Raw genomic sequence first — 16361 nt, forward strand, 5'->3', positions numbered from 1 at the left:
AAAATTCCTGTTCAAAAAGTTACCGAGTATGTCAGAATAAAAAGGAGTATCCCGCTAGTTGTGGGATACTCTTTTCATCATTCTGTTGAAACGGAAGGATCGGCTTGTTCTTTTGTCGGAATCACTTGGAAGAAATGGTTTTCCGGTTTTTCAAGAAGCGGCTGTAATGATTGCGCTTCTTCGTGCTGACCGTGTTCTTTTAATAGTTCAATGTATTTCGATAACAATTCTTGTACATCCGATTTTCCACGTTCGTTCAGTGGCTCGAGGCGTACTTGCGCTCCTTTTGCGATGCGGCGTTCCAATGCCGCCTTTGTTAACCCCATTTCCGGTTGGTGGCGCAAGTAGACGACTCCACCTGTCATTCCGGCGCAAATCCATGGACCTGGGTCGCCAAGAACAATGCCGCGTCCATTTGTCATATATTCGAAGGCAAATCCTTTAATGTTCGCACGTGTGCCGATATTTCCATGTTCTTTTTCCGGAATTGGCGTTGTCACTTGGCCGCCGATGATCATATCCGCACCAGACAGACGAATGCCAGCGCGTGCGTCCGCGTTTCCTTGCGCGATGAACAAACCTTTTTGCGCCCCGTATCCGAAGCCTTTGCCAACGGAGCCATTATAAAATTTTCCGTCTTTTCCCTTTGCTTTCAAAATGAAAATGCTGCCGCCAAATGCGGTTTTTCCAACGCCGTCCTGTCCGCCGCCGTCGACATGGATATGGATGCCGTGAGTGTTGTAAGCGCCGAGCCCGTTTCCAGGAATCGAGCCGTTTTTGTAGCGCAATGTGACATCTGGCAACTTTTTGTACGATCCGTCGAGACGACCGCGCACGCGGTGGCAAGAAACACGGCTGCCGAGAACGCGCTGTTCGGACGTGACGGTCGTAAATTCACGGGAACGATGCAAATCTTCCACATAGTAATCGAGATATTCCGCCCCAGCAGCAACGAGCAATGATGGTTCCTCTGCGCTTGCCGCTGCTTCTTTTTGCGCCATTTGCTCCACTTCAAGCACTTCAAGCAAGTTTGATAGATTCAATTGCTCTAGTCCTCTTGTTTGCTCTAATAAGTCAGAGCGGCCGACGATATCTTGCAGGCGAGTAAATCCAAGAGAAGCTGTTAATGCTTTTAATTCGTTTCCAAACGAGGTGAATAAGTTGACTAATCCTTGCACTGCCGTCTCGAATTGCCGCGGAACAAAACGGCGCAATCCGTGTTCTTTTGCTTGCGCAACCGATTCGATTTGAGTGGCGATTCCGACATGGCACGTATCTAAATGACAGCCGCGGCACGTCGTACAGCCGATCGCAATCATCGATAGCGTACCAAAGCCGATGCGGTTGGCCCCCAGCAACATCACTTTGAGAACGTCAAGTGCGCTTTTAATGCCGCCGTCCGCCCAAATTTCGACTTTGTTTCGCAAACCGGCTTCAAGAAGGGCGTTATGAGCGGCCTTTACCCCGATTTCCACCGGAAGGCCGACATGTTGTAGCGCATGGATGCGCGCCGCTCCGGTTCCGCCATCGAAACCGCTTAGTGTAATAATGTCCGCTCCCGCTTTGGCGATGCCGACTGCAATCGTCCCGATGTTTGGCACGACCGGCACTTTGACGGCGACTTTTGCTTTGTCGTTTGCCGTTTTTAATTCAGCGATCATTTGTGCCAAGTCTTCAATCGAATAAATATCATGGTTATTCGATGGAGAAATTAAGTCCGAACCGATGGTTGCGTTACGCGCTTCGGCGATTTTTGCCGTTACTTTTGACCCCGGCAAGTGGCCTCCTTCACCTGGTTTTGCTCCTTGGCCGATTTTAATTTCCAATAGATTCGAAGAGTTTAACAGTTCCGCGTTCACTCCAAAACGGCCTGATGCAATCTGCTGGCCGCGAGTACGCGGGTATTTGCCGAGCATATCTTTAATTTCGCCGCCTTCGCCGTTTAAGCTGACCATGTTCAAGCGGTCTGCCGCTTCCGCATAAGCGCGGAACGCCACTTCGTTTTGCGAACCGAACGACATCGAAGCAATGACGAACGGCAGGCTATGTTCGCCGACGCTAATATCGACTTTTTCGACAGGAACTTGTTTTTCCGTTTTCTTTATATCTAACAAATGGCGAATCGTTGTCGGTGTTTCGGTTTCGAGCTCGTTCATTTTTTCTCGATAGTTATCATATGATCCTGTTTGGGCGACCTCTCCAATCGCCTTCCAAATGCGAGGGAAGAGGTGGAACGTTTTTCCCGGCTTGGCGTTTTCGTTGGCGTAGTCTTCGGCACGGGCGATTGCGTCTTGTTTCAGTGCTTCGAAATCGTATTTCAACGAGTCAGAGCCAAAGAAGTTGACAATGTTTAATACATCGGCGATTTCATCATGTAGGCCAATCGATGAGAAGAGGCGGCTGTATCCGCGCAATTCGTGAATGCCAATCGTTGAAATCACTTTTTCTAATCCTTTATTGAGCGCTTTAAATAGGTTGGCAACAGGTGCAGTCGACTCTTCCGACGCAACCGTTGCAAACATGAGATAAGGGCTGATCGCGTTTGCTCCTAATCCATAGGCGACGACAAAATCATGAAGGGAGCGAATCGAGCCGGAACGAAGCAAAATGGAACAATCGCGGCGCAAGTCTTGTTTTGTTAACGATTGATCGATGGCCGATGTGATGAGCAACGGGTCAATCCATAAGTTTCCGTTTTGATGTGCTTCTGCATCATCAATGACGAGCAAGGTCTTGCCGGAACGAACCGCTTCACATGCTTCGTTAGAAAGACGCTCTAGCGCCTGCGGAATGGTTTCTTCCGCCGTAAATGTCGCCGACAGGATGTGCGCTAATTGTTTTTCTCGGAACGAATGAACAATTTGGTCGTACGAAGGATGATGTAATTCTGTCGCGCAGTCGTTTCCGATTTTTCCTTCGATGAGAATCGGCGAGCTGAGCTCGATAACATATGACGTTTCTGTTTTATCTACAAGAGATGGCCGTTTTCCAATGACAGTTCTTGTTGAAAAATGTTCCATTTCACGGTCGCGGTCAATGGCTGGATTGGTGACGACGGCGACGCTTTCTTTAATGAAATCTGCGAGATTTTTCCGATTCGGATTAATAGCCGCAAGCGGCGCGTCATGACCTAACGAGCGAATCGGCTCCGCACCTTTTTCCGCCATTTGTTCTAAAAGTTGAATATGTTCTCTGTCCCAGCCGAACGCGGCATATTGACCGTTATGCACTTTTGTCGGCACAAAAGTAAATACGTGATTTTCCAGTTTCGGAACATCGAGACGTTTTCGGAAGTTAGTAATGTCAAACCGTTTCGAAAAACGGGCATATACTTCTTCCTGAAACTGTTCGTATTCCAACACTTGAATGACGCCGCCGAACCATGTTAAGCCAATTTTTTCCCCTGGTGCGAGCGGCTTTGGTTCTCCCGTATATTCGCTTGCCGGAATGATTCCTGGTTCTGACGCAAAAACAAATCGTTTTTCCGTTTCTAATTTCCAAAGTGGGCGTAATCCGAGCGCGTCGACGCTGAAGACCGCTTCGTCCTCGTAGCGGGAGATAATTGCTGCCGGTCCTTGGGCGAAATGCCCCCATGATTCACGGATGTACGTATACAAGTCTTGGAGGTGCTCTGGATACGCTTTAATTTCATTCATGATAGGCGGGAACAATATATCCATCGCTTCAAATAAGCTATAATCATAACGGCAGATAAGCGTTTCCAACGTACGGCTTAAATCTTGGGAGTCACTGCCGTCATTTGTCAATGGGACACCAATCATCACTGCTTCGTCACGCAGCTTTGCAATTGTGTTGATTTCGCCGTTATGAGCTAACACGCTAAACGGTTGGACACGAAAAAAGTTAGAAAGTGTATTCGTCGAGTAACGGTTATGTCCTAACGTCATGGTCGATGCGATAAACGGATGTGCCAAGTCATGATAGTATTTTGGCAAAATATCTCCGGCTCCCATCACTTTATACACAACGTGAAAATTGTTTAAAGAGGCAACATGAACATTTTCATCTTTCTCGATTTCAATCATTAGATCAAACAATCGTTTTGTAAGCTGCGCATTGTCGCTTGGCAATAAGGCGACTTGCCAAAATACCGGTTCTTGCCGAAGCGCGATTGGGCCTAACGCACTGGAGGAGGTCACACGGTCAGATTCAAAAATCAATAAGAAACCTGTTTTTTTGAATAACTGTTTGATCTTCGTTTTTATATGGTCTACATCAGCAGACCGATCGATGAAAAGATGGCCGACGGTAAAACTTTCGTCGTTTGCTATTTCTGGATTTTGACCGACGTTTGCGAGTTTTTCCATCCAAAGTTTTCTTGGAATATCCATATGAATGCCGACGCCGTCTCCCTCGCCATTAATAAATCCGGCGCGGTGATTCATTTTGACAAGCGCGTCAATACATGTCATAATGTTTTCTCGGGTTGGAATACGTCGTTTTTCGATAGCGGCGACAATGCCGCAAGCATCATGTTCTACTTGATGAAAGTTTTTAAAATGGTTAGGGTTCCAACGTTGTCTCATAACGTAAGCGGCGCTAAAGCGGGAACGTTCCTGCTTTTCGCCATTCACCTCCCGTGTTGAATAAACATAAGCGGCAATTTTGATCTTAATTTTCAGAATTTATAACCTATAATATCATGATTGCATATCCAAATCAATTATTTATTCATTTTCTTGGATAATTATATTCATCATATTTTATGTTTTTGCAAACGTTTTCAACAACTTAACAATAATCCCAGGAGGGGATTCCTCCTGGGATTATTGCATAATTATTCATTTTTTAATTGTTTAAATGCATTTTCCACCGCTTTGAGCGTATATTCCACGTCTTCTTCGGTATGAGCAAGCGTAACAAACCATGCTTCATATTTGGAAGGAGCGAGGTTGATGCCTTGCTTTAACATAAGCTTAAAGAACTTCGCAAACATTTCTCCATCGCTTCGTTGGGCTTGTTCATAGTTTTCGACTTTTTCTGTTGTGAAGTAGACGGTGAATGCACCTTTCAAACGATTGATTGTTATAGGAATGCCGTATTTGTTTGCGTGAAGAAGTATGCCTTCTTCCAGCATCGCGCCGAGCTTGTCAAGATATTCGTACACGCCGTCTTGCTTGAGCACTTCAAGACAGGCGATACCGGCAAGAATCGACGCTGGGTTTCCTGCCATCGTTCCTGCTTGGTATGCCGGACCGAGCGGTGCGACTTGTTCCATAATGTCTTGGCGGCCACCATATGCACCGATTGGCAGACCGCCGCCAATAATTTTTCCAAGCGCGGTTAAATCCGGTTCGATCCCTAATAAATTTTGCGCCCCGCCGTACATAAAGCGGAATGCGGTAATCACTTCATCGTAAATGACGAGGGCTCCCGCTTGATGGGCGATTTCATTGATTGCCTCTAAAAAGCCTGGTTTTGGTGTAACGATCCCGAAGTTTCCGACGATTGGTTCCACAAGCACAGCGGCAACTTGATCTCCCCATACGTCCATCGCTTGTTTAAACGAGTCGACATCGTTGTACGGCACAGTGATTACTTCTTGGGCGATGCTTTTTGGCACACCTGCGGAATCTGGAGTTCCTAACGTTGATGGACCGGAGCCGGCAGCGACAAGGACAAGATCGGAATGTCCGTGATAACAGCCGGCAAATTTGACAATTTTATCACGGCCCGTATAAGCGCGCGCCACGCGAATCGTGGTCATGACCGCTTCCGTTCCTGAATTGACAAAACGCACTTTTTCTAAAGACGGAATCGCTTCTTTTAACATTTTTGCAAAGGTAATTTCATGTGGCGTGGGTGTGCCGTAAAGGACGCCAGTTTCTGCGGCGCGCTGAATCGCTTTTGTAATGTGTGGATGGGCATGGCCAGCTATAATTGGTCCGTATGCCGCCAAATAGTCGATATATTTATTGCCGTCAACGTCCCAAAAATAAGCGCCTTGAGCGCGTTCCATGACGACCGGCGCTCCGCCGCCGACCGCTTTATATGAGCGGGACGGGCTGTTGACGCCGCCGACGATATGCTGCAATGCTTCTTGATAAAGCTGTTCTGATTTCGTAAATTGCATCGTTCAAATCCTCCTATTATTTCATTGCCGATTTTTATTTTAACATAAAGCATACCATTTGTTTCGGGATGTGACTTCAGATAAACTATTGCCTATGTGGAGGGAGTGTAACATGAACGTCATTGAAGTAGAAAACTTAAGAAAAGAATTTAAATCGTATTCAAGTCGCTCTGGCTTATTCGGAGCGTTTCGCGATTTATTTACACGAAATTATAAAATCATTCGCGCTGTCAACGACATTTCGTTTACTGTAAAGCAAGGTGAAATGGTCGGCTATATTGGGGAAAATGGTGCGGGGAAATCGACAACGATTAAAATGCTGACGGGAATTTTGACGCCGACATCCGGTAAAGTGCTCGTCAACGGCATGAATCCGCATAAAGAGAGGGAAGCGTTCGTTCGAACCATCGGCGTTGTGTTCGGGCAGCGCTCCCAACTTTGGTGGGATATCGCCGTCCAAGAGTCGTTTCGACTGTTGAAAAAAGTGTACCGTGTATCGGATCAAGACTACAAAGAACATATGGAACATGTCATTGAAACGCTCGATATCGGTCCTCTGTTGGACAAGCCGGTTCGCAAGCTGTCGCTTGGACAGCGGATGCGCTGTGAGCTGGCCGCTGCGCTTATTCATAACCCGCCGCTTTTATTTTTAGATGAACCGACGATTGGCTTGGATGTGCTTGTAAAACTGAAAATCCGTCAGTTTTTAAAAGAAATTAATGAGAAATACAACACAACCATTTTATTAACGACCCATGATATTTCCGACATCGAAGCGTTATGCGAACGCGTCATTATGTTGGATGAAGGAAAAATCATTTACGATGGCTCACTGCAAAAGCTAAAAGAGAATTGGGGAGAAGGGAAACAAATTCAATTTACGTTCGCAAGCGAAATTACGTTAGATGCTTTAAAGGAATTGACCGATGGTTTGCAAGTAACATGGAAAAAAGGGGAGCAAGCAAACGTCTGGACAGCAAATATAGCGCCATCGCTTCTGCCTGAAGTCATTAGCCGCGTTGTTTCCCGCTATTCGATTCAAGATATGAACATTAATGAAATTTCTACGGAAGAAATTATCCGCAACATCTATGAAGAAGGTGTTGTGCATGGATAAATATATCGAAATGATTCGCATCCGCTTTTTAATGATGCTTGCTTACCGGACGAATTATTACACAGGTATTCTCATTTATGCTATTAACATCGCGGCGTACTATTTTCTTTGGTCGGCGATTTATGGCGGAAAATCGGCGATGCAAGGCATGTCGATGGAGCAAATGACAACGTATGTTGCCATTTCATGGATGGCGCGGGCGTTTTATTTCAATAATATCGACCGTGAAATCGCCATGGAGATTAGAGAAGGAAGAGTGGCGACAGAGCTTATTCGTCCTTACAGTTATCTTGGAATGAAAACGATGCAAGGATTAGGGGAAGGAATCTTTCGTTTGTTGTTTCTTTCGCTTCCGGGAATTTTTTTTGTCGCTTTATTTTTGCCTCTCCGTTTTCCAACGGATGTTCATACATGGATGTTTTACGCATTGTCGATTATGTTTAGTTTTATTATTAATTCGGAGTTGAATTTGCTTGCAGGCATTGTCACGTTTTTTACCCTTAACAATGAAGGGTTATTGCGTGCAAAGCGGTTTGTGGTCGACTTGTTTTCCGGACTTATTTTGCCAATCAGCTTTTATCCGGATTGGGCGCAAGCGGCAATGAAATACTTTCCATTTCAAGGAATTAGCTATATTCCAAGCATGATTGTGACAGAAAGCTTTCAAGGGCAAGAAATCATCCGCGGCCTTTTGTTTCAGTTTGCATGGTGCGTGCTGTTGCTCATCCCGATTCAGCTATTGTGGCGAGCGGCGAAAAAACAGCTTGTCATTCAAGGAGGGTGAGTCGTGTTTTACGTATCGATCTTTTTTCAGTATATGGCGCAATACATGAAAACAAAGTTGCAATATCGCGCTGATTTGCTTGTCGAGTTCATTTCTGATTTGATGTCGCAGGCGGTCAATCTTGTTTTTCTTCTTGTTGTGTTTGGACATACGACGTTATTGCACGGCTGGACGCGCGAGGAAATTTTGTTTATTTACGGCTTTTTCTTAGTGCCATATGCGGTGTTCGGAGCGTTTTTTAACATTTGGGATTTTAACGAGCGCTATATTGTGCGTGGAGAAATGGACCGTGTGTTGACGCGCCCGGTTCACAGCTTATTTCAAATTATTCTCGAACGCATGGAGTTAGAGTCGCTTCTTGGCGGAGTGACAGGCATGATCATTATGGTGTATGCAGGTGCGCGCTTGCATCTTTCGTTGCATTGGTATGATATTTTTATGTTTATTTTGCTTGTACTAGGTGGAGCGCTTATTTACGCGGGAGTATTTGTGTCATTGGCGACCATTAGTTTTTGGGCCGATGCTCGTACATCGATTATTCCGATGATGTACAACATCAGCAACTATGGGCGCTATCCGATTGATATTTATCATCGCGTCATCCGCTATATTTTAACGTGGATTCTGCCGTTTGCGTTCGTTGGCGTGTATCCGGCGTCTTATTTTCTCGGCAAAAAAGAGTGGTACGGATATGCGTTTTTTACTCCAGTCATGGGAATCATCTTTTTTACGATTGCCGTGTTTTTGTGGAACGCAGGGGTAAAACGATATCGAGGTGCAGGGAATTAAAAAGAGGGAGAATCCGAAAGGAAGTAAAAATTCCTTAAAGGGATTGCCCTCTTATTTTTTATGAAAATAAGTATATGTAGTATGTATTATGGTTAATATAATGACAGACCATTTTTTTGTTTATTGGATTGCTTGCTGGAACTGAATGTAGTGATACAAAAATACTGTTGTGCGGCCAAAATGTTAACAAAAAAGACAAATTTCTTTTATAGTTGATGCTTGATAAAGTTTGTGAAACAATGCACAATATATTTGTGAATAATTTCACAAACTGATTTTGGGAAAGGATGACAGACAACTATGAAAAGACAATGCATGAATCGAGTGGCACTTATAGGAACAGGATTCGTTGGGGCCAGCTATGCATTTGCCCTTATGAATCAAGGAATCGCGGATGAATTAGTGTTGATTGATGTGAATAAAGAGAAGGCAGCGGGCGACGTGATGGACTTAAATCATGGAAAAGTATTCGCGCCGAAGCCAATGAATATATGGCATGGAGATTATCAAGATTGCCGAGATGCCGATTTGGTGGTTATTTGTGCAGGTGCTAACCAAAAGCCAGGGGAAACAAGGCTCGATCTTGTTGACAAAAACATGAATATCTTTAAAACGATTGTCGATTCTGTGATGAGATCAGGGTTTGATGGAATCTTTCTTGTCGCGACGAATCCAGTAGATATCTTAACGTATGCTACTTGGAAATTCAGCGGGTTACCGAAAGAACGGGTGATAGGCTCGGGAACGATTCTGGATACGGCAAGATTCCGCTTTTTGCTAAGCGAATACTTTCAAGTAGCTCCGACTAATGTACACGCGTATATTATCGGAGAGCATGGGGATACAGAATTGCCTGTTTGGAGCCATGCGGAAATTGGAAGTGTTCCAATCGAACAAATATTGTCGCAAAACGATCGCTATAGAAAAGAGGATTTAGAAAATATCTTCGTCAATGTTCGTGATGCGGCATATCAAGTTATTGAGAAAAAAGGCGCAACTTATTACGGCATTGCGATGGGACTCGTCCGCATTACACGTGCTATTTTGCACAATGAAAATGCTATTTTAACCGTTTCTGCTTATCTAGATGGTCAATATAATGAGCAAAACGTTTATATTGGTGTACCTGCTATTATCAACCGAAACGGTATTCGCGAGGTAATGGAATTGAAGTTAAATGAAACAGAACAACAGCAATTTCATCATAGCGTAACTGTATTAAAAGACATTCTTTCACGTTATTTTGATGATGTAAAGTAATAAAATACTGACTTAGAATAATAACAAGGTGAGCAACATGTGGATACAACATTACAATTCTTTCGATAATACGTATCTTTCTGCACTCATTGCGGCGCTTCCAATTGTTTTATTTTTATCATGTTTAACCGTGTTTAAAATGAAGGGAATAAAAGCCGCTTTTCTCACTCTTTGTTTTGGATTAGTGACAGCTGTTTTGTTTTTTCATATGCCGATTTCAAAGGCGATTGCTGCTTCCATCTATGGAATCGCAAACGGTTTATGGCCTATTGGCTATATTGTGATCATGGCTGTCTGGCTATATAAAATCGCTGTGAAAACAGGGAAGTTTGATATGATCCGTGGGAGTATCGCAAACATTTCTGAGGATCAGCGGCTTCAATTGTTGCTCATCGGTTTTAGTTTTAACGCATTTTTAGAAGGAGCTGCGGGATTCGGCGTTCCGATTGCCATTTCGGCTGCTTTACTTTCGGAATTAGGATTTCATCCATTAAAAGCCGCCGCTCTTTGTTTAATTGCCAATGCTGCATCTGGCGCGTTTGGAGCGATTGGGATTCCGGTTATTGTCGGAGCACAAATGGGAGATTTAACTCCGATTGAGCTATCTCGTACACTTGCTTGGATTTTGCCATTGATCACGTTTTTCGTTCCGTTCTTATTAGTGTTTATTTTAGATAAATGGAAAGGCGTTAAAGAAACATTGCCTGCTCTTTTAGTGGTAAGCGGAAGTTATACCATTGTGCAAACATTGACAATCATTGTGCTCGGTCCGGAATTGGCCAACATTTTAGCGGCGCTTGTCAGTATGGGGGCATTAACTATTTTCTTAAGAAAATGGCAGCCGTCACATATATATCGAGTAAATCAGGATGAAGAAGCTGTAGAAAAATCTAAATACAGCTTGAAAGAAATCATCAGTGCGTGGTCTCCTTTTTATATTTTAACGTTAATCGTTATTATCTGGAGTCTGCCGGGTTTTAAAGCACTGTTTGCTGAAGGTGGAGCGCTGCATAAAACTACGCTTTTGTTTAAAGTGCCATTTTTGCATGGGGAAGTCGTAAAAACTCCTCCGGTGGCACCGGCACAGACGGCATTAGATGCTATATTTAAGCTGGATCTTGTATCCGCAACAGGTACAGCGATTTTATTAGCGGTGCTGTTGACAGTGATGTTCAGCAAAAATATTACGTTCGCTGAGGGAATACAAAGTTTAAAAGAAACATGTAAAGAACTTTCGATTCCTGTATTGACTATTTGTTTTATCATGGGGTTTGCCAACTTAGCCAACTATGCGGGTTTATCCTCTACGATTGGTTTGGCATTAGCGAAGACAGGGGATGTATTTCCGTTCGTTTCCCCGTTATTAGGATGGCTCGGTGTGTTTATTACAGGATCTGTCGTAAGCAACAATGCTTTATTTGGCCATTTACAAGTGGTTACAGGAACGCAAATAGGGACAAGCTCTTCGTTATTGCTTGCTGCCAATACTAGCGGGGGAGTGATGGGAAAACTCATCTCTCCGCAATCCATCGCCATTGCAACTGCTGCAGTGCAAGAAACTGGAAGAGAATCTAACTTGTTTAAAATGACGATTTATTATAGCTTGATCCTGCTGTTGTTTGTGGGAGTATGGACATACGTTCTTTCGATCATAGGAATGTAGATAATTATAGCTTGTTATTAAGTTAAGCACGGTGTATAGATAAAAAAGATATATTCTGCGGCCTTTTTCCGAATCTATGTACTGGGAAAAGGCCGCATTTAATTTACATTACTTGCTCCACCTTTTTCGTGTAAAGCGAACGAATCAAGAAATAGTAACCAAGTTGAACAACGAAAAAGATGATAATGACAAGCGCGCTCGTTTTGACGACGGAGCCGGAGACCATGTTTTGCAGCATTTTAAAGGCAAAGCCGGCATGGACGGTGGCAACGACAAACGGAATGAAAAAGAGAATCCCTACTTGCTTTGCCGCAATTTGCTTCATTTCTTTCCATGTCAAACCGAGTTTGGATAGCGCTTCGTATTGCTTGCTGTCCTGTTCCAAATCGTTATAAAGCTTAAAATATAAAATGCTGTCAGCAGCTAAAAAGAAGAGGACACTGACGAAAAAACCAATAAAGAGCATTAAGGAGAAAACTTGTTTCATTCGGTTAAAGAATTCTAAACGATTGGTCAAATCGACATCATCTTTTTGAATCAAGCGGTTCAGTTTTTTGATTACTGATGTTTTTACTTCCCAATTTTTATATGATATACCAGCATAATATTGAATCGTTTCTTCTGCCGCGAGACGATGAAATTTATCATATAAATGATCAGGAACAACTAACATATATCCGATAACCCCCGAAGGATTGATGACTGGCTGGGGAATCGATTTAGCCAATGGAACCACCATCGTCTCATTACTATTTTTTATGGCAATCGCAATTTGTTTTCCTTTAATAGGTTCGTACCCTTGGTCAGGGGTAGGTTGCATATAGGCAGCTGTATTTGCTGGTAGCGATATATGCGGCTGACCAGCCAAATCCGCGAATCGATTGTAATCTGTTACACGCATAAGAACAAGATGTTGCATTACATGATCGTTAGGTTTCTTTGGATTATACGCCCGGATGAAAGCGGCCTTATGACTAGTGAAAGAAATATGCTCATCATGTAAAGCATTTTTTAGTATTTGCAATTTGTTTTCGAAAGCTTTTGGCTCTTTTTTTGATATAAGGGCAATCGCGTGCGGGAACCGCGCTTCTGCTTCTGCTTTTTTGCCAAAATAAAGGTTGGCAAGCACCCCGGTAGAAGTAAAGGTCACCGCCGTTAAAATCGTCACCATGCTTAAAATTCTCGCGTTATCTTTCAGTTTATATGTTAGTTCTGCGGCGGTAATTAAGTTTGTGCCGCGATAATAGGAGTGCTTTTGCTTTTTATAGTATCGCAAAAGCCCAATGCTCGATTGCGTATATAGAAAGTACGTTCCAATAATGACGAGCAGTAGAATTGGAAGGACGCGTTTCATCATTTGCATGATGTTGGAGGTATAGGCTAAATAGTATCCAATCGCCAAGCAGATAACCGCAAGCATCGAAAGCCAGAGCGAGTAGACAGGCGGTTTTTTCGGCTTTTTCGCCGACATTAATAAATCAATAATTTGCGAAGAACGGATCGTGATGAGCGTCATGATCGTAATTGCCTCAAATGTCACCAGAAACACGATGGCGGTAGTGGCGACCGCTTTCCAAGCAATATAGTAAGATAGCGGCGATGGCAAGTCTAACATAACAGAAAACATCATGAAAAAGATTTTTGTCAATAAGGCGCCAAACACCATTCCTGTTGCAATCGAAAGAAGGGCGATAATTGAGTTTTCGATTACGATTAATTTATTCAGCTGGCCGCGCGTAATACCGAGCAACGTCAGCAAGCCAAAATCTTTTTTACGCAATTTTAAAAACGAGCTTGTCGAATAAAAAATGAAAAATACAGAAAAAAGAAAGACGATGACCTCAGCGGCAAAGATTCCTCTTCTTACTGAGGGACGAATCGTTCCATTCACTACATCAGGATGAAAAATAAATGCAGCGTACATAAAAAAGACAGTGACGGCGAAAGTGCTGCTCAAAAAGTAGGCGGCATATCGGCTAAAGTTACGTCTCACATTATGAAGGGCGAATTGTCGAAATGTCATTGACGTTCCCTCCTAATAGTGACAGCATGTCCAGAATATCTTGAAAAAACGCCTGACGGTTATGTCCTCTGCGTATCTCTGTGAACCATTTGCCGTCTTTGATGAAAATAATGCGCTCACAATAGCTCGCTGCAAAAGGATCATGCGTAACCATCATGATGGAAACGTTCTTTTCCTGATGCAATGCTGTTAATGTTTCCATCACATCTTTTGAAGATTTTGAGTCCAGATTCCCGGTCGGCTCATCGGCAAAAATGAGCAGCGGTTCATGAATAATCGCCCGTGCAATTGCAGCGCGCTGCTGCTGTCCGCCTGAGACTTCATATGTCCGCTTATCGAGAATCCCTTCAATACCTAAAGTGGAAGCCACTGTTTGCAATCGTTGTTCCATTTCTTTAACGGGAATTTTGTCCAATGTGAGTGGAAGAATGATATTTTCTCCGATGGTTAACGTGTCTAGCAAGTTGAAGTCTTGGAATACAAAGCCGAGTTTTCGTCTGCGAAACAAAGCAAGCTCTTTTTTCGAAAGCTGCGATAGATTTTTCCCCTCTACCAACACTTCTCCCGTAGTCGGCTGGTCGATGGTTGCCAAAATATTAAGCAAGGTTGTTTTTCCGCTTCCGGATGGCCCCATGACTCCGACAAATTCCCCTTTTTCAATCGATAAACTGAAATTATCTAACGCCCGGTGCGCGGCCGATTGGCTAGAACGATATATTTTCGTAATCGAGTTTGCTTGCAGGATCGTCATAAAAAAATCCTCCCTTATGTTTTTCTACTGTCGATTATACGGAGGGAGATTGCTTGAACATATCGATTTTTCTTACAATGTCTGCTTGTTTTCTTACATTTTTGTCACATTGTAAAAAGTGATCGTGACGGTTGTTCCTTTTCCTTCTTCAGCAGAAATGGCAATTCCGTGGCCAAGATGGTCAACAATTTGTTTGACAAGGTATAACCCCATTCCAGTGGATTCGCGAAACCTACGCCCATTCATACCAGTGAAAAAAGGTTCAAATACGCGTCCGATATCTTGTTTTGGAATGCCGACTCCAAAATCTTGAACGGACAAAAACACTTCGTTTTCACGTTGAACAGCAGAAAGCACGATTTGGTTGCTGACGTTTTTTGAATATTTGATGGCATTGATGACGATTTGGCTAAGAGCGAACTGAAACCATTTTTGATCCGTTTCTACGAAAATTGTTTCGGGAATTTCCACGATGGGGTGAATGCGATTGCGAATAAAAGAGCGTTTGTAATGTTGAATGACATGGTTGACCATTGTTTTTAGCGGCAGCCGCTTTACATGAAAATCATGAGAAAAACGTTTTATTCGTTCCGAATACAGGGCCAGCTCCAATCCATGTTGCAGTCGTTCGAGTTCTTCGCGCATGCTATTCACAAATTCTCGGTCGAATTGGTCTTGAATGTCAAAGTTTTGCAAAAGTAAATCCATGACAGAAACCGGTGTTTTCATCTGATGTACCCATTGGTTCATAAATAATGATGCATCGTCCATTTCTTTATGCAATGATTGCAGTTCTTTTGTGTAATAACGATACTGCGAGTGGAGGAGTTTTTGAAAAGCATGCAGTAACGGAGACCCGCTAAAAGGGTGAGTGCTCATGTCTAACTGCCGCAAGTTGGACGATAAAAAACGATATGCATGGGATTGCCGCCAATAACGCCATGTTAAAAACATCACGATGCACACAAGGCTGATAACAAAAAGATAAACAAACATGCCAAAAGATGGATGGAAAGATTGTTCGAGCATATATAAATACACAATCGATAACAAAAGTACAGCATGAAGAAGATGAAAGACGGTCAGCGGGATATGCTCGCGCAAAAACAATTTCATTATGAATCCCTCCATGTCTCGACCAATTTATAACCGACACCGCGAACCGTTTCAATTGCCTGTTCGATTCCAATTTGCTGCAGTTTTTTGCGAACGCGTGTAATATTGACGGATAGTGTATTATCGTCGACAAATTCCGTATCATCCCACAATGACTCGAGTAGTTCTTCGCGAGATACAATTTTTCCAGATTTTTTCGCCAACCGTTCTAATAAAGTAAACTCCTTTTTTGTAAGCTCGATCGTTTTCTCTTTCCATTGAACCATATGTCGATCATATAACAGGTACAATCCTGATACTTCATATACATGGGGCTCTGCAGGAGCGGCGTAAGGACCGTATGTTCGCCGCAGTAAACTTTTGATTTTTGCCATGACCAGATCGAAATTAAATGGCTTGGTAATATAATCATCCCCACCGTTTTCAATGGCCATAATTTGGTTCATTTCATGACTGCGTGCGGAGATAAAAATAATGGGGCAAAGGGAAATCGTGCGGATTTGCCGACACCAATAAAAACCGTCAAATCGAGGCAGATTAATGTCGAGCAGTACAAGATGAGGGCGACATTTTATAAATTCCTTTTTTATGTCGTCAAACTGTTCTGCAATATGTGCGCGATATTCATATTTCTCAATATGATTTTTCAGCATGGAAGCGATTTTATCATCATCTTCGACAATCAAAATCGTATGCATTTTTTTCTCCCTCTCCATATCTTTCTTCCCGTACCATATTTTATTATATCGAATCCACTTATATAA

General features: G+C 43.2%; 11 protein-coding genes. 5 read left to right on the plus strand and 6 right to left on the minus strand.

The annotated features are described in order from the left end of the window. Positions 1-77: 77 nt before the first annotated feature. Together B9L23_RS02750 and B9L23_RS02755 are read right to left on the minus strand one after the other, a co-directional pair. Positions 78-4547, minus strand: a complete 4470-nt coding sequence (locus B9L23_RS02750) for a glutamate synthase-related protein (RefSeq protein ID WP_089097465.1) — start codon at positions 4545-4547, stop codon at positions 78-80. A 251-nt stretch (positions 4548-4798) separates the two neighbouring features. Then, the gene (locus B9L23_RS02755) at positions 4799-6094 is read right to left on the minus strand and encodes a glutamate-1-semialdehyde 2,1-aminomutase (RefSeq protein ID WP_012749208.1); all 1296 of its coding nucleotides are present in this window, start codon (positions 6092-6094) and stop codon (positions 4799-4801) included. Between the two features lie 112 nt (positions 6095-6206). On the opposite strand from B9L23_RS02755, the gene B9L23_RS02760 reads away from it, so the two are divergent. From B9L23_RS02760 to B9L23_RS02780, 5 genes are all read left to right on the plus strand, one after another. Then, positions 6207-7211: an ABC transporter ATP-binding protein gene (locus B9L23_RS02760; protein WP_062754803.1), complete on the plus strand. Its 1005-nt coding sequence runs from the start codon at positions 6207-6209 to the stop codon at positions 7209-7211. Further along, positions 7204-7995 (plus strand): ABC transporter permease, encoded by a 792-nt coding sequence (locus tag B9L23_RS02765; protein ID WP_089096848.1) that lies wholly within the window; start codon positions 7204-7206, stop codon positions 7993-7995. Before B9L23_RS02760 ends, B9L23_RS02765 begins: the two co-directional genes overlap by 8 nt. A 3-nt stretch (positions 7996-7998) precedes the next feature. After that, positions 7999-8784, plus strand: a complete 786-nt coding sequence (locus B9L23_RS02770) for an ABC transporter permease (protein ID WP_012749211.1) — start codon at positions 7999-8001, stop codon at positions 8782-8784. Positions 8785-9084: 300 nt separating this feature from the next. Then, on the plus strand, positions 9085-10044 hold the full coding sequence (locus B9L23_RS02775; RefSeq protein ID WP_089096849.1) for an L-lactate dehydrogenase: 960 nt from the start codon (positions 9085-9087) through the stop codon (positions 10042-10044). Between the two features lie 37 nt (positions 10045-10081). Continuing rightward, a complete protein-coding gene (locus tag B9L23_RS02780; RefSeq protein ID WP_089096850.1) occupies positions 10082-11707 on the plus strand; it encodes an L-lactate permease in 1626 nt (541 codons plus the stop codon). A 103-nt stretch (positions 11708-11810) separates the two neighbouring features. Here B9L23_RS02780 and B9L23_RS02785 read toward each other — a convergent pair whose 3' ends face one another. The 4 genes from B9L23_RS02785 to B9L23_RS02800 form a co-directional block, all read right to left on the minus strand. Further along, a complete protein-coding gene (locus B9L23_RS02785) occupies positions 11811-13730 on the minus strand; it encodes an FtsX-like permease family protein (protein ID WP_089096851.1) in 1920 nt (639 codons plus the stop codon). Continuing rightward, complete coding sequence (locus tag B9L23_RS02790) at positions 13702-14481, minus strand: ABC transporter ATP-binding protein (RefSeq protein ID WP_012749214.1); 780 nt, start codon at positions 14479-14481, stop codon at positions 13702-13704. Before B9L23_RS02790 ends, B9L23_RS02785 begins: the two co-directional genes overlap by 29 nt. Before the next feature lie 93 nt (positions 14482-14574). Beyond that, a complete protein-coding gene (locus B9L23_RS02795; protein ID WP_089096852.1) occupies positions 14575-15597 on the minus strand; it encodes a sensor histidine kinase in 1023 nt (340 codons plus the stop codon). Further along, the gene (locus B9L23_RS02800; RefSeq protein WP_062754791.1) at positions 15597-16295 is read right to left on the minus strand and encodes a response regulator transcription factor; all 699 of its coding nucleotides are present in this window, start codon (positions 16293-16295) and stop codon (positions 15597-15599) included. Before B9L23_RS02800 ends, B9L23_RS02795 begins: the two co-directional genes overlap by 1 nt. Positions 16296-16361: the final 66 nt, after the last annotated feature.

The sequence above is a fragment of the Parageobacillus galactosidasius genome, from assembly GCF_002217735.1.
Classification (GTDB): domain Bacteria; phylum Bacillota; class Bacilli; order Bacillales; family Anoxybacillaceae; genus Parageobacillus_B; species Parageobacillus_B toebii.

Coding starts and splice junctions, on each gene's coding strand:
- B9L23_RS02750 (WP_089097465.1), bottom strand. CDS start 4,547: ATGAGACAACGTTGGAACCCTAACCATTTTAAAAACTTTCATCAAGTA.
- B9L23_RS02755 (WP_012749208.1), bottom strand. CDS start 6,094: ATGCAATTTACGAAATCAGAACAGCTTTATCAAGAAGCATTGCAGCAT.
- B9L23_RS02760 (WP_062754803.1), top strand. CDS start 6,207: ATGAACGTCATTGAAGTAGAAAACTTAAGAAAAGAATTTAAATCGTAT.
- B9L23_RS02765 (WP_089096848.1), top strand. CDS start 7,204: ATGGATAAATATATCGAAATGATTCGCATCCGCTTTTTAATGATGCTT.
- B9L23_RS02775 (WP_089096849.1), top strand. CDS start 9,085: ATGAAAAGACAATGCATGAATCGAGTGGCACTTATAGGAACAGGATTC.
- B9L23_RS02780 (WP_089096850.1), top strand. CDS start 10,082: ATGTGGATACAACATTACAATTCTTTCGATAATACGTATCTTTCTGCA.
- B9L23_RS02785 (WP_089096851.1), bottom strand. CDS start 13,730: ATGACATTTCGACAATTCGCCCTTCATAATGTGAGACGTAACTTTAGC.
- B9L23_RS02790 (WP_012749214.1), bottom strand. CDS start 14,481: ATGACGATCCTGCAAGCAAACTCGATTACGAAAATATATCGTTCTAGC.
- B9L23_RS02795 (WP_089096852.1), bottom strand. CDS start 15,597: ATGAAATTGTTTTTGCGCGAGCATATCCCGCTGACCGTCTTTCATCTT.
- B9L23_RS02800 (WP_062754791.1), bottom strand. CDS start 16,295: ATGCATACGATTTTGATTGTCGAAGATGATGATAAAATCGCTTCCATG.